12 protein-coding genes, 1 pseudogene and 1 riboswitch are annotated in these 14109 nt (G+C 66.7%); of the genes and pseudogenes, 4 read left to right on the top strand and 9 right to left on the bottom strand.

Annotated elements, in window-relative coordinates; translation table 11 throughout:
- Positions 1–18: 18 nt before the first annotated feature.
- Complete coding sequence (locus tag BFE01S_RS40505; protein WP_245621215.1) at positions 19–1263, bottom strand: alpha/beta hydrolase family protein; 1245 nt, start codon at positions 1261–1263, stop codon at positions 19–21.
- Positions 1264–1365: 102 nt separating this feature from the next.
- Here BFE01S_RS40505 and BFE01S_RS40500 point away from each other — a divergent pair, with 102 nt between their 5' ends.
- Positions 1366–2001 (top strand): TetR/AcrR family transcriptional regulator, encoded by a 636-nt coding sequence (locus BFE01S_RS40500; RefSeq protein ID WP_084170205.1) that lies wholly within the window; start codon positions 1366–1368, stop codon positions 1999–2001.
- Between the two features lie 37 nt (positions 2002–2038).
- On the opposite strand, the pseudogene BFE01S_RS46630 reads toward BFE01S_RS40500, so the two are convergent.
- From BFE01S_RS46630 to BFE01S_RS28325, 3 genes and pseudogenes are all read right to left on the bottom strand, one after another.
- Positions 2039–2263 (bottom strand): annotated as a pseudogene (locus BFE01S_RS46630) (lytic transglycosylase domain-containing protein); the annotation flags it as partial.
- Positions 2264–2333: 70 nt separating this feature from the next.
- Entirely contained in the window at positions 2334–4385 is a 2052-nt protein-coding gene (locus BFE01S_RS40490; protein ID WP_052421004.1) for a putative bifunctional diguanylate cyclase/phosphodiesterase, read from the bottom strand.
- The gene (locus BFE01S_RS28325) at positions 4385–4606 is read right to left on the bottom strand and encodes a hypothetical protein (RefSeq protein WP_156967175.1); all 222 of its coding nucleotides are present in this window, start codon (positions 4604–4606) and stop codon (positions 4385–4387) included. Before BFE01S_RS28325 ends, BFE01S_RS40490 begins: the two co-directional genes overlap by 1 nt.
- 70 nt (positions 4607–4676) lie before the next feature.
- On the opposite strand from BFE01S_RS28325, the gene BFE01S_RS40485 reads away from it, so the two are divergent.
- Complete coding sequence (locus BFE01S_RS40485; RefSeq protein WP_245621214.1) at positions 4677–5861, top strand: alpha/beta hydrolase family protein; 1185 nt, start codon at positions 4677–4679, stop codon at positions 5859–5861.
- A gap of 53 nt (positions 5862–5914) precedes the next feature.
- Here BFE01S_RS40485 and BFE01S_RS28315 read toward each other — a convergent pair whose 3' ends face one another.
- Positions 5915–6832, bottom strand: coding sequence for a LysR family transcriptional regulator (locus BFE01S_RS28315; protein WP_028228406.1), 918 nt, complete (start codon positions 6830–6832; stop codon positions 5915–5917).
- A gap of 164 nt (positions 6833–6996) precedes the next feature.
- Here BFE01S_RS28315 and BFE01S_RS28310 point away from each other — a divergent pair, with 164 nt between their 5' ends.
- Positions 6997–8847: an acyl-CoA dehydrogenase gene (locus BFE01S_RS28310; protein ID WP_028228405.1), complete on the top strand. Its 1851-nt coding sequence runs from the start codon at positions 6997–6999 to the stop codon at positions 8845–8847.
- Between the two features lie 120 nt (positions 8848–8967).
- Here BFE01S_RS28310 and ugpB read toward each other — a convergent pair whose 3' ends face one another.
- The 3 genes from ugpB to BFE01S_RS28295 form a co-directional block, all read right to left on the bottom strand.
- Positions 8968–10251 carry a sn-glycerol-3-phosphate ABC transporter substrate-binding protein UgpB gene (ugpB, locus tag BFE01S_RS28305; RefSeq protein ID WP_042338865.1) on the bottom strand — a complete coding sequence of 428 codons (1284 nt, stop codon included), beginning with the start codon at positions 10249–10251 and terminating at the stop codon, positions 8968–8970.
- A 241-nt stretch (positions 10252–10492) separates the two neighbouring features.
- Positions 10493–11731, bottom strand: a complete 1239-nt coding sequence (locus tag BFE01S_RS40480; protein ID WP_052421003.1) for an MFS transporter — start codon at positions 11729–11731, stop codon at positions 10493–10495.
- Positions 11728–12264, bottom strand: a complete 537-nt coding sequence (locus BFE01S_RS28295; RefSeq protein ID WP_028228403.1) for a MarR family winged helix-turn-helix transcriptional regulator — start codon at positions 12262–12264, stop codon at positions 11728–11730. Before BFE01S_RS28295 ends, BFE01S_RS40480 begins: the two co-directional genes overlap by 4 nt.
- Positions 12265–12501: 237 nt before the next feature.
- Positions 12502–12697, top strand: a riboswitch (cobalamin riboswitch).
- Between the two features lie 89 nt (positions 12698–12786).
- On the opposite strand from BFE01S_RS28295, the gene BFE01S_RS28290 reads away from it, so the two are divergent.
- Positions 12787–13839: a HoxN/HupN/NixA family nickel/cobalt transporter gene (locus BFE01S_RS28290; protein WP_028228402.1), complete on the top strand. Its 1053-nt coding sequence runs from the start codon at positions 12787–12789 to the stop codon at positions 13837–13839.
- 114 nt (positions 13840–13953) lie between these two features.
- Here the strand turns inward: BFE01S_RS28290 and BFE01S_RS45170 are convergent, their stop codons facing one another.
- Complete coding sequence (locus BFE01S_RS45170) at positions 13954–14109, bottom strand: hypothetical protein (protein ID WP_169742675.1); 156 nt, start codon at positions 14107–14109, stop codon at positions 13954–13956.

The raw sequence follows: 14109 nt of genomic DNA, 5'->3' as shown, positions 1-14109 counted from the left end.
CGTCCTGTCGATCGGGCTTCACACGGCGAAAATCTCGTCCATCCATGCACAGCACTCCTGAGCAAGTCGCAGACGATTATTGACCTGCACATGACCGTCCGCACCGGTTGCCGCATCGAGCACCACGAGCGACTTGCGCGCGGAGCGGATGTCCCGGTGCCACGACTTCGCCTGCAGCGTGAAAACGGGCGAATCCCCGGCACCGATAATCGAGAGAAACGGCACGCTCACGCGCGCCGGGTCCGCCGTCATGGCGGCCGTGCGCGCGAGGAACGCCTGCGGGCTGCGCGCGCCCGCTTTCCAGAGCGCCATGCGGCGGCTGCGCATCGCGGCGGCAGACTCCGTGCCCTCCACGCGCTGCCCGGCTGCGCGTACGGAAAGCGCAAACAACTCCGCGGGGTCCGGAAACGGCGTGCTGGCCATCACGGTGGCAAAGCGCGTTTCATGGCCCGCAGCCCGTGCAACGAAATAACCGCCCAGACTCAGGCCCAGCAGCGCGATGCGCCTAGGCACGGCATGAAAACGCTCGACCAGCGTATCGACCACCGCGGCAATGGGCGCTTCGGCGTCGGCTGTCCAGTACAGGCCGCGCGCCGCCGTGTTGCCCTGTCCCGGCAGATCGACCAGCGCCACGGAGTAGCCGCGCTCGAACAAATTGCGGCCTGCGGTAAGGAAGAGATCTTCGAAGCAGGTATCGGCGCCGCCGATCACGAGCACGACCGGCGCCGCAGCGTTGGCATGCTGCAGAAACACGCCGGGCAGCGTCGCTGCGCCCCACGGCACCTCGAAGAACGCGGCGGGCAAATCGAGCTCCTGCATCGCCAGAGCGAAGGCCTGCTTGTGGCGCGCATAGAGCGCGTCGAAGCAGCCGTCCGGCTCCGCGAATTGCCACGACGAGCGGTAGCTCGCAAACGCCTTGAGACGGAATTCGCCCGCCGTGCGCAAATGGCCGCGCCGGCGCCAGGCGTCTGCTTCGCGGTCGAGTTGCGCGCCATAGGTCGAGAAGGCGTTCACCCAGCTTTCTGGGTCGCCATCCACGATCTGCCTGGCCACGTAACAGGCCTCGCCGATATCGAGCCCGCCGGTCGGCCCCCAGCCGAGTGCGGCCATGAAAAAGAGATCCATATCGGGATCGCCGAAACAGTAGCGCGTCGCGAGGCGCTGGTCGGGACGCACGCCGTCGGCCTCCTGCGCCGGGGCGTTCCCCCCGGGCGCGGCAACGGCGGTGGCGGCATTCATTTTCAGGAAGGGAACGGGGTGCATGGGGCTAACTCCTGGCAATTCAGGCCGCTTGCGGTGCGGCGACGGGAGCCATAATATGAGCTTTGCTCGCGTTTTTGCACTCGCGTTCTGCGAGGGTGTTCCATGCCAGACAAAACCGTTAAAAATCAGCAACTTGCACGCAGAAAGCCGCGCCAGGAGCGCTCGCTGCACAAGGTCACTCTCATATTGGAGGCCACGCAGCAACTGCTCGAATCCGGCGATATCGACACGCTCACCACGAACGCCGTCGCGGAGAAAGCGGGGGTAAGCATCGGCACCCTTTACCAGTACTTCGATGGCAAGCCGGCCATCGTCAACGCGCTTGCGGAACGCGAACTCGGCACCATGGCCGAACGCGTGATGGCGGTGTTTACGGAGACGTCGCCCGAACGTTCAATGGAAGCGCGCATGCGGCTGATCGTGAACGCGGTGCTCGACAGCTACGGCGGACGCCGCGGCGTGCACCGCCAGTTGCTCGAACATGCGCTCACGCGCGGCACGCGGCTCAAGCCGCTCCTTGCGTCCGTGACGGCGCGGCTGCTCGACTCCGAAGGCGAGGGTCGGCCGGCCGGCGCGCGCCCGCTCGCTCAAGCGGAAGCCTTCGTCGTTACGCAGGCCGTGGCCGGCGTGCTGCGCGGCATGGTGGCCGCGCCGGAACTCGCACTGGACCGGGACGAAGTGGCCGCAGCGCTCGCCCGGCTGATCGGCGGATTCAGGAACGCAGCCGACGAGAAGTAAGTGAGAAATAAGTGAGAAATAAGCCGGCCGCGCCGGATCAATGCGCGGGCAGCCACTGCCCCCAGCTCACGAGAATTGCCTGAATACTGCGCGCATAGGCATCGCGCTCGCGCGGCGATTCCGGGTGACAGGCGCCGATGGCGCGCCACGTGTTGCCGCAGCACACCATCTTCTGCTTGAGGAGCCACGCGGCGCCGTAGATGTTCACGCAAGGGTCGATCGGCGCGCGGTGCAGAATGCCCTGGCGCGCGCGATCCGGGAATCCGAACGTCCGGGCCCATCCTGACCCGAACCGCAACAAGAAATCAGCGAGGCGCGACCAGCGCGCCCGCTCAACCCGCCGCGATCGCCTGCGCGCCCGCCACGCCCAGCGAAAGCTGTCCGCTCGCAATGATCTGGCTGAGCGGCGCGGGCCGGCCCAGCAGGAAGCCCTGCACTTCGTCGCAGCCCTCGCCCGCCAGCAGCGCGAGCTGATCCTGGGTTTCGATGCCTTCGGCCAGCACCGGAATCCCGAGGCTCTTGCCGAGCGCGAGCACGGCCCGCACGATCGCCGTGGCCTGGCGGCTCGATTCGGTTTCCCGCACGAACGACTGGTCGAGCTTGATCTTGTCGAACGGGAACGAGCGCAGCGTATCGAGCGACGAATACCCCGTGCCGAAATCGTCGAGCGCGAGGCTCACGCCCAGCGCCTTGATCTGCTGGAGCACGGTCAACGAACGCTCGCGGTCGGCGAAGATCGTCGATTCGGTGAGTTCGAGTTCGAGCCGCGAGGGGGCGAGCCCCGTTTCCCTCAGCACGTCTTCCACCAGCCTGGGCAGGTCCGCATGCGCGAACTGCACGGGCGAGAGGTTCACCGCGACCTTGTAGGGCGGCACCCACGACACGGCGCGCGAGCACGCTTCGCGCAGCACCCAGGCGCCAATGGTCAGGATGAGGCCGTTCTCCTCCGCCAGCGGAATGAATTCGGAAGGCGGCACGAAACCGCGGCGCGGATGCTCCCAGCGCAGCAGCGCCTCGTAGCCGCAAATCTCGCGGCTCGCCACCGAAGTCTGCACCTGGTAATACACGCTCAACTGATTGCGCGCCAGCGCATCGCGCAGGTCGGCGGCGAGCGTGCGGCGCGCCCGGGAGATCTCGTCCATGGCGGGCTCGTAGAAGCACACCGCGTGGGCAATATCGGCCTTCGCGCGGTACATCGCGAGATCGGCGTTGTTGATGAGCACGGCTTTCGTAGTGGCATCGTCGGGATAGATCGCCACACCCAGGCTCGCGCCCGACACGACTTCCCAGTCGTCGTAGCGGATCGGCCGGAACAGCGCGATCTCGAGACGCTCGAGGAAATCCATCAGCTCCTCGCGCGCGCCAAAGCACTTGATCGCCACGAATTCGTCGCCGCCCACGCGCGCGACGAATTCCTCGTGCCCAAGCAGGCTCGCGAGGCGCCGCGCGAGGATGCGCAGAACTTCGTCGCCGGCATGATGGCCGCGCAGATCGTTGATGTCCTTGAAGCGGTTCAGGTCGATGCCGACCAGCGCGAGCTTGCCTTGCCGCGCCTCCGTACGCGCGATCTCCCGGTCGAGCCGTTCGTTGAAGCCCGCGCGATTGGGCAGGCCGGTGAGGACGTCGCTCAGCGCCATGGCGCGCAGGTGCTCGACGGATTCCGCGCGCACGCTGTCGTCGAGCAGATAGCTCACGAACCCCGCGCCCGCGATGATGAACGCCATGCCGGCCACCGCGAGTGCCAGCGCGTGGAGCGCGGAAGGATTGGAGAACGAGCCGGCAATCGGCATGGGCACCACCTGGAAGGCGGTCATGCCGGTAAAGTGCAGCGCGGCGATGCCCGTGGCGAGCAGCGCCGCCACCGAAAGCTCGGAACCGGGCCCGCGCGACGCTGCACGCTGCAGCGCAGCGGCACCGAACGCAACCGCGAGCACGATCGACGCAACGAGGTAGGTGCGATCCCAGCTAACGATGCCTTCCACGCGGTAAGCGAGCATCCCGGCGTAGTGCATGAGCGCGACGGCCAGGCCGAGCACGGCGCCCCCCGCGGCGGGCGCGAAACGCGTCACGCGGCTCGTGGCGATGGCCACCCCGCCGAGGCTGCCCACCAGTGCGATGAAGAGCGAGACGATGGTCTGCACGGGATCGAACGCCACCGGCACGCCCGGATCGAAACCGAGTATCGCGACGAAGTGCGTGCACCAGATCGCCACGGCCGCGGAAATGCCTGTGAGGAAGATCCAGCCGGCGCGCTGCAAGCCGGTGGCCCCGAACGCGCGCAGCACGAGCCTTGCCGTCACCCACGAGCCCGCACCGCAGATCAGCACGGCGATCACGACGAGCCAGGGATTGTGCTTGAAGACGATGCAACCCAGCACGGTCATCACAGTTTGATCTCCTTCTTATTGGCCATGAAATTACCCCCGCGGCGGCAGCACGATAGCACGACCCGCGCGGGCGCCGGTAGCGCATTCGCATGGCGGCGCGCGCCGTTGCGCCGGCGCATCGGTAGCCCCTGCCCGCAGGCGCGCGGCAGCGCTTGCTCATCCTGCGCAACCGCAAACGGCGGAATCAATAGAATCGAACTCCGCAGCGTTTCCATCACGACCCGGGGCACGCTTCGCGCACGCTCGTGGCAGACGGCGGACACGCATCGCACGCAATCAGGAGATACGATGGACGGCTCAGGCAAGGCAACACCCGCGCACCACACAACCGGGCGCCGGGCACGGGCCGCGGTCATGGCGCTCCTGCTCGCCACGCCGCTGCTCATTTCGTCTCCCGCCCGCGCCGAAGAACCCGCTCACGGTGCGAGTTACCACGTCGGCGAGGCGCAGCGTTCGGTCGTCCCGCCCGTCGAGCGCAACTGGCGCGGCGCCAGAACGGAGCGTCTCCTCACGACGATCTGGTATCCCGTCGATGCCGGCGTGCCCGAAGTGCCCAACCACCTGGGCGCGCCCGACGACCCGCTCTTTCGCGGCCATCCGGTCGCCCGGGCCGGCGAACCCTCCGCGGCGCAGGCACGTTACCCATTGATCCTGCTCTCGCACGGCACCGGCGGCAGCGCGAGCGACGAAGACTGGCTCGCCGCCGACCTCGCGGCGCACGGCTACCTTGTGGCGGGCGTCAATCACCCGGGCAACAACGCGCTCGAACCGCTCACGCGCGAGGGCTTCCTGCTCTGGTGGGAACGTGCCACGGACGTTAGCGAAATGCTCGACGCCCTGCTCTCCGACCCGGTGTTCGGCCCGCGTATCGACGCATCGAGAATCGGCGCGATGGGTTTTTCGCTGGGCGGCTACACCGTGCTGGAACTGGCCGGCGCGCGCACCCGCCTCGCGGCGTTCGAGGCGTTCTGCCGCTCGCCCCAGGCCGACGCGATCTGCACGCCGCCCGAAGCGAAACGGCGCACGGACGGCACGAGCCTGATGGCGCCGCCCACGCCGGCCATGGCCGAGTCGATGGCGCGCTCCGGGGCCTCGTACCGCGACCCGCGCGTCAAGGCCGTCTTCGCAATTGCCCCCGCGCTCGGCGAAGCCTTCGACGCGGCCTCGTTCGCCGGCGTCGATATCCCCGTGGCCTTCGCCGCCGGCACGGCCGACGTGACCGCGCCGCCCGCCACCAATGTCGAGCGGATTGCGGGCTTCCTGCCGCAGTCGAGTCTCATGATGGTGCCGGGCGCCTCGCACTACACGTTCATCGACGTGTGCCTGCCGAACGCGGCGGCACGCCGGCCGGCGATCTGCAAAGACGGCCCGGGCGTCGATCGCGAGGCGGTCCACGACGCAACGGCCGCGCGCGTGCTGACCTTCTTCGACGCCGCGCTCGCACCGAAGCCCGGCGGTTATGCGGCAAAGTAATCGCCCTTTTGTCATCCCCCTTTGTCATCGCCCCTTTTGTCATCGCCCTTCGTTCAGGTCTTCCTTCCGCCCAGCGTCTGCGCGATCCGCGTGCGCAAGCGCGGCGCGGCGAAGTCGAGAAACGCGCGCAGTTTGAGCGGCAGCGGCGTCTGCCCGCCATGCACGAGACTCACGGGCCAGGGCTCGGGCTCGAAAGCGTCCAGCACGATATCGAGCTTGCCCTGCTCCACCGCGTCGGCGATCTGGTAGGACAGCACGCGCGCGAGCCCCACGCCCAGTATCGCCGCCTCGATGGACGCCTCCGCCGTATTGACGACAAGCCGCGAGCGCACCGGCAGCGTGACCGGCGTCTTGCCATTCCGGAACACCCAGTTGTGCGCAGAGGCAATGCCTTCGAAAGTGATGCAGCGATGGTGCGCGAGATCGCGCGGCTGCAGCGGCACGCCATGCTCGGCCAGGTAGCCCGGACTCGCGCAAACCACGCGCCGGATCGCGCCCAGGCCGCGCGCCACGAGCGCGCTATCCGGCAGTTCGCCGATGCGCACGGCCACATCCAGGTGGTCCTCCAGTAAATTGACCACGCGGTCCGCCAGCACGAGCCGCACGTCGATCTCGGGATAGAGCGAGAGGAATTCCGCCACCACCGGAACCACGTGCAGGCGCCCGAACACCACGGGCGCCGTGATCGTGAGGTCGCCTCTGGGCGAGGTGTATTCGCCCGTTGCGGCGCGCTCGGCCTCGCCCACCTCTTCGAGAATGCGCCGGCACGCGGCCAGGTACGACGCGCCCGCCTCGGTCAGTGCAAGCTGGCGCGTGGTGCGGGTGAGCAGGCGCGTCTTGAGATGCGCCTCCAGTTCGCCCACCTTGCGGCTCACGGTGGCGAGCGGCATGCCGAGGCGCCGCGCGGCGGCGGAAAGGCTGCCCGCGTCCACCACGGCGACCAGCACGGACATGGCATCCAGACGGTCCATCGCACTCTCGCTTTCCGGAAAGATGAATCCCGATCATGAAGGATTCTCTCCATCCATGGATCTCAACGCGCCGGTCGCCCCACCTCGCGCATTTTCCAATAGCACGATCGTTCTATTTTGTGTACGCTCGCGGGAATCGAACTTCTTTTTTGCGAGCGTGCGCCATGTCGCTGATTCTTTCCCGCCGTGACCTGAACTTCCTGCTCTACGAGTGGCTCGACGTGGAGAGCCTCACGCGCATTCCGCGCTACGCAGACCACTCGCGCGAAACCTTCGACGCGGCGCTCGACACCTGCGAAAAGATCGCGACCGACCTGTTCGCCCCGCACAACAAGAAGAACGACCAGAACGAACCGCACTTCGACGGGGAAACCGTCACGATCATTCCGGAAGTGAAGACCGCGCTCAGCGCCTTCAGCGAAGCGGGCCTCACCGCCGCCGGCCAGGACTACGCGTACGGCGGCATGCAGTTGCCGCTCGTCGTCGAAAAGGCCGGCTTCGCGTGGTTCCTCGGCGCGAACGTGGGCACCAGCGCGTATCCGTTCCTCACGATCGGCAACGCGAACCTGCTGCTCGCGCACGGCAGCCCCAGGCAGATCGACGCCTTCGTGCGTCCCGAATTCGAGGGGCGCTACTTCGGCACCATGTGTCTTTCCGAACCGCAGGCGGGGTCGTCGCTCTCGGATGTCGCCACGCGCGCCGACTACGAGGGCGAATCGCCGTTCGGCGCGCAGTACCGCCTGCGCGGCAACAAGATGTGGATTTCGGGCGGCGAGCACGAGCTTTCCGAAAACATCGTGCACCTCGTGCTGGCGAAAATCCCCAGCCCCGACGGCAAGCTGATTCCGGGCGTGAAGGGCATCTCGCTCTTCGTCGTGCCGAAGTACCTGGTGAACGAAGACGGCACCTGCGGCGAGCACAACGACGTCGTGCTCGCCGGCCTCAATCACAAGATGGGCTACCGCGGCACGACGAACTGCCTGCTGAATTTCGGCGAGGGCACGAAGCATACGCCGGGCGGCCGCGCGGGCGCGATCGGCTACCTGGTGGGCAAGCCGCATCAGGGGCTGGCCTGCATGTTCCACATGATGAACGAGGCGCGCGTGGGCGTGGGGCTCGGCGCAACCATGCTCGGCTACACCGGCTACCTGCACGCGCTCGACTATGCGCGCAACCGCCCGCAGGGCCGCCCCGTGGGTGCGGGCGGCAAGGATGCGGCCTCGCCCCAGGTGAAGCTCGTCGAACACGCGGACGTGCGCCGCATGCTGCTCGCGCAAAAGAGCTATGTGGAAGGGGCGCTCGCGCTCAACCTTTACTGCGCGAAGCTCATCGACGAATCCACTGCGATCGGCAACGACGCCGAACGCGCGCCGTACACGCTGCTGCTCGACCTGCTCACGCCGATTGCGAAAAGCTGGCCTTCGCAGTGGTGTCTGGCGGCGAACGACCTCGCCATCCAGGTTCATGGCGGCTACGGCTACACGCGCGAATACAACGTCGAACAGTTCTACCGCGACAATCGCCTCAATCCCATACACGAAGGTACGCACGGCATTCAGGGGCTCGACCTGCTGGGCCGCAAGGTGGTGATCGACAACGGCGCGGCGCTGAAGCTGTTCTCGCAACGCGTACAGGCCACGCTCGAACGCGCGCGCTCGAATGGCGACGCGACCGACGCGGCCCACGCCCGCGCGCTCGATGCGGCGCTGCAGCGCCTCGTGGAGGTCACGCAAACGCTGTGGTCCGCGGGCGACCCCGCCGTCACGCTCGCCAATGCTTCGGTGTACCTGGAAGCGTTCGGCCACGTGGTGCTCGCGTGGATCTGGCTCGAACAGGGGCTCGCGGCGCGCGCCGCGCTCGCGCAGGAGCGCGTGCAGGACGAGGACTTCTATCGCGGCAAGCTGGCCGCCGCGCAGTACTTCTTCGTGTGGGAGCTGCCTAAAACGGCCGCGCAATTCGATCTGCTCGCGGCGCTCGACCGCACGACGCTCGATGCGCAGGACGCGTGGTTCTAACGCGATCGTGCAGAGAAAAAAAACGGCGCGAGAAGGTCTCGCGCCGTTTTGCTTCCAGGCTTCGAAGCGTTGCCCGGAGGTTGTGAGGCTTGCGTGAAGCCTATGCGAGGATCCAGCGACTCAACCGCCCTGCTGCTCGAAGCGGCGCAGCAGTTCGTTGCCGCGCGCGTTGGCCGAATCCAGCGCCTGTTGCGGCGTCTTCGTCCCGATCCACACCTGCTCCAGCTCCTCGTCCATCACCGTACGGATCTGCGGCATGTTGCCAAGACGCAGGCCCTTCGTGTACGGCAGCGGCGGTTTGTTGAGCATCTGGCGCGTGGCGGTGTCGGCGCCCGGATGCTTCTCGTAGAAGCCCTGCTGGCGCGTGAGGTCGTAAGCGGCCTTCGTGACCGGCAGATAGCCGGTGTCCTGGTGCCACTTCGCGGCCACGGCCGGCGAGCTCAGGTAAGCCAGGAACTTCGCCACGCCCTTGTAGACCTCGGGGTTCTTGCCCGCCAGCACCCACAGGCTCGCACCGCCGATGATCGCATTCTGCGGCGCCCCCTTCACGCTCGGGTCGTAGGGCATCATGCCCGTGCCGTACTGGAACTTCGCATACTTCTGCACGTTCGCAAGCGCGCCCGAAGAACCCATCATGATGCCGCAGTCGCCGCTATAGAACTTGGCCGTCGCCTCGTCCTTGCGGCCCACGTAAGTGAACGTGCCCTGCTTCACCATGTTCTGCAGGAAGGCGATATGCGCGACCTGCAGCGGCTTGTTGATTTCCAGTTGCGCACCGGTGCCATCGAAACCGTTGTTGAGCGTCGCGATCGGCGCCGCATGCCACGCGCTGTAGTTCTCGATCTGGATCCAGCCCTGCCAGCCCGTCGTGAAGCCGCAGGTCATGCCGGAGGCCTTCAGCTTCGCCGCATCGGCGGCGACTTCGGGCCAGGTTTTCGGCGGCTCGTCGGGGTTGAGGCCGGCTTTCTTGAACGCGTCGCGGTTGTAGTAGAGCACCGGCGTCGAGCTGTTGAACGGCATCGAAACGAGGTGGCCCGTCTTCGCGTCGCTGTAGTAGCTGGCGATGGTCGGCACGAAGTCCTTTTCGTCGAGCGGCACGCCCGCGTTCTTCATCACGTCGTAGACCGGGATCACGGCCTTCTTCGCCTGCATCATCGTCGCGGTGCCGACTTCGTAGACCTGCAGGATCGCCGGCGCGTCGCCGCTGCGATAGGCGGCAATGCCGGCCGCCAGCGTCTGGTCGTAGGTGCCCTTGAACACCGGAACGATCTTGTACTCGCTTTGCGAAGCGTTGAACTGATCGGCGATGGCATTCACGCGCTCGCCCAGTTCGGACTCCATAGCATGCCAGAACTGAATTTCGGTAGCGGCATGTGCGGCCTGAATGCTGCCGGCAAGCAGCATGCCGGTCGCCAGAACCCGCCATGCCCCGCGCGGAGTCTTGCGCCCATTGTCGTGCCTGTTCATCTGTGTTTATTCCTGTTGTTGATTTGGGTAGGGAAAACCCGAACACAAAGCTGCCGGTAAGGCGTTCGCCAGCGCTGCGGCGCGGCGCGGCGCATCGCCTCGCCTGAGGCGCTGCAAGGGTAGCACGGGCATAGGGCAGCCAGATGACCGGATGGCGGCGGCAGGCTGGTAGAAACGCTCAGCTTGCCGTCGCGCCCCGGCGCGGGTCCGGCGCCGCACCGTTGCGGTGCTTCTGCGCGGCCGGTGCCGAGAGACCATGCCGCACGCCCAGAGCATAGGCGCACAGGGTGACGCAGACAAACGCGATTTGCCACATGAGCAGGTTCGCGCCCAGGCGCGCCATGGTCTGCGCGGCGAGGAGCGGCCCGGAGATGGAGCCGAGCGTGAAGACGACGGAGACCGCCCGCATGCGCCGATCGATCTGGGCGCGCGGCGCCGCGGCAACGGTGATGCAGGCGAGCGTGAGAAACGCATTGCTGGCGACGCCGAGCACGAGCATGGCCGGCACGGCCAACGCGAAGCGGCCGCCCGCAAGGGCAAGCGCCACGGCCGCCGCCGCACCCGCCACGCCGCACGCGGTCGTGGTCGCCAGCACGCCGCAGCGATCGGCGGCCCAGCCTACCGGGTACTGCCCGATCGCGCCGCCCAGCCCGAGGCACACCAGCAGCAGCGCGCAGGGGGTGGCGCCAAGGCCGTTGCCTTCGCAGAACTTGGCCATGAGCCCGTATAACGCGCCGTCGCCGAGGCCCGCCACCGCCGCGGCGAGGAGCCCGAGCCGCAGTGCAATATCGGCCGTGCGAGGCAACGAAGATAAAACCGCTTCTATGCCCGCCGGCGGCGCCGGTGCGACTGCCGCCGGCGCGCGCAGCGAGGCCACGAACAGCGGCAGCCCGGCCATCGCGGTCACAAGCGCACCGATCCAGAGCGCGGTTGCGCCGCGTGCGCCGTCGAGCAGGGCCACGGCCGGCCCGAGCAGCCCCGCGATCGCGATGAGCGTCTCGTGCGCGCCCACGAAGCGGCCACTCATCTCTTCGGGTATGAGGCGAAAGAGCCAGGTCTCGTTGGCGATCCATCGCACGCCCACGCCGAAGCCCAGCAAAAAACCCGGCACAAGCGCGAGCGGCCAGCGCCATGTGGCGAGCGCGGCGAAGGCGGCCACGCTTGCGGCGAGCCCGCCGAACACCGCGCAGCGCGCGCCAAGCCCCCTCGCGAGCATAGGCGCAGCCAGAATGCCCGCGAGCATGCCGGCCCACTGCACCGAAGCGAAGCTGCCGAGCTGCGTGATACCGAAGCCGCGCTGCGCAAGCCATTGCGGCACCACCGCAAACCCCACGCCGAACTGACCGAGCTGCGCGAGAAGCGAAACGGTATTGAGCGCGACAATGGAACGCCAGGGCAGGCGCGCGGGCGCGTTCATTTCGCGCGCCCCACAGGCATGGGCAGCCCTTCCGAGCGGCATTCGACGGGACAGCCCGCGGCCAGGCACGGAGCTTCGTCGCAGAGCCGGCACAACTGCATGGCGTGCGCAGGATCACGCGTTTCGCTCCAGAGCATCTTGAGCAGCAGGGCGTCCAGCTGCTGGCGCTCGCGCGCGTTCAGATGACGCGTGAGCCGTTCGAGGATGGCCTTGCGGCTCGCCAGTGTGCGATCCACGGCGCGCTGCCCGGCCGCGGTGAGTGTGAGCGACACGGCGCGCCGGTCCGCACCGGGGCCTTTCTTCACGAGTTCCGCCTCGACGAGGCCCGCCACAGCCCGCACTGTCGCCGGATGCGAGAGACCGACAGCCGTACGCAGTTCCTCGATCGTGCAGCCCGGGTACATGTGAACGGCATTGAGAATCGAGCGGGCCGTGAGGCCGGCGGCATTGGTTTCTTCCTCGCCGGCGGCCTGCAGATCGTCCACGATCAGCAGCGCGAGCACGCCAAGGAGGTTTTCCGGACGCTCCGTCATGTTCGATCCTATATGTGCATAATGCACATATGCAGATTGCACATGTTTAACGGGCGTGTCAAGTGACCGTGCTTCATGTCCGCCTCGCAGCGCAAGTCGATGCGCTCGCAATCACCATGCCTTCGATTACCTTCCATGTGCTTTCATTTACCCTCGAATAGCCCCCCTCGGAGGCGGTTCTGTCGATAGCGTGTCGCGCCGATGGACGAAACAGTTGACGCCGCAAAGCACAGCCCCTTACGCTTTCGCGCTGATGGTTCCCGGCGACGGGATCAAAAGGGAACGCAGTAGAGGCGCCAGCGCCTCGAGTCTGCGGCTGCCCCCGCAACTGTGAGCGGCGAGTCCATGCCAGAAGGGCCACTGGGAAACCGGGAAGGCCGGCAATGGGCGTCGACCCGCGAGCCAGGAGACCTGCCATCGAACGGCGTCGACGCATACGCATCGGGCGGGGTGCCCCGGTGAAGGTTCAGGTTCTGCTGCCTGAGCCGGTTTGCTGAGACGAACGCCACTGGAGGCAGAACCATGCTCAGCGCTTTAAAACACGTTTTCAACGACAGTTCCACCGATGTCCGCGGCAAGGTCATCGGCATTTACGTTTTTCTCATCGCCATCAACCTGGGCGCCTGGGCCTGGGCGCTCGTCGCATTCCATTATCGCCCGGTCCTGCTCGGCACCGCGTTGCTCGCTTATGGCTTCGGTCTGCGCCATGCGGTGGACGCCGACCATATCGCCGCGATCGACAACGTCACGCGCAAGCTGATGCAGGAGGGCAAGCACCCCGTGGGGGTTGGCTTTTTCTTTTCCATCGGCCATTCGCTGGTGCTGCTCATCGCCACGGTGGTCATCGCCGCCACGGTGATGAGCCTGCAGAGCGGCTTCGATTCGTTCAACAATGTCGCGGGCATTGTCGGCACGCTCGTGTCGGGCGCTTTCCTGCTGGCGATGGCAATTCTGAACCTCGTGGTGGCCCGCGACGTGTATCGAACCTATCGCCATGTGCGCCGCGGCGGCGACTACAACGACGACAGCCTCAACATCCTGCTCAACAACCGCGGCCTGATTGCCCGTCTGTTGAGGCCGCTCTTCCGGCTCGTCAGCCAGAGCTGGCACATGCTGCCGGTGGGGTTCCTGTTCGGACTGGGCTTCGACACGGTGACCGAGGTGAGCCTGCTCACCGTCGCCGCAACCGAAGCCAGCAAGGGATTGCCGCTCTGGTCGATCCTCGCGTTTCCCGCGCTGTTCTCGGCCGGCATGTCGCTGATCGACACGACCGACGGCATCCTCATGCTCGGCGCCTACGGCTGGGCCTTCGTGAAGCCGATCCGCAAGCTCTACTACAACCTCACCATCACGATCGTCTCCGCCGCCGTGGCAATCCTGATCGGCGGCATTGAAACGCTGGGATTGATCGCCGGGGAGTTGAACCTGCAGGGCTGGTTCTGGGACCGCATGAACGACCTCAACAACAATTTCGGTCTGCTTGGCTACGGCATCATCGGGATTTTTGCCGCGGCCTGGGTCGTCTCGTTCATCGTCTACCGCGTCAAGAAACTGGACGAAGTGGAAGTCGGCTAGGCCGGCATCGTCATGCGCGGCGTTGCTCGCGCGGTGCGCGCACAACGAGCGCGCGCCGTCACGAGCGGCGCCGCGCTGTCCAGGCCAGGTTCAGCGGCAACCCCGAGGTAACGCTCAGGAGCCGAAGAACGGTACGCAGAAGTCGGGCGGACCGACACAGTCGCCGGGGCCGTTGGGCTGCGGATGCAGGCTCGCGCAGCCGGACACCGCGGCCACCGCGACGGCACAAACAGCCGCACGCAAAATATAAGAAACGATACGTGATTTCAT

It is taken from the genome of Paraburkholderia ferrariae NBRC 106233, assembly GCF_000685035.1.
Lineage (GTDB): Bacteria > Pseudomonadota > Gammaproteobacteria > Burkholderiales > Burkholderiaceae > Paraburkholderia > Paraburkholderia ferrariae.
Note: the sequence above shows the minus strand (reverse complement) of the source record. Positions and strands in the feature narration are given on the sequence as shown.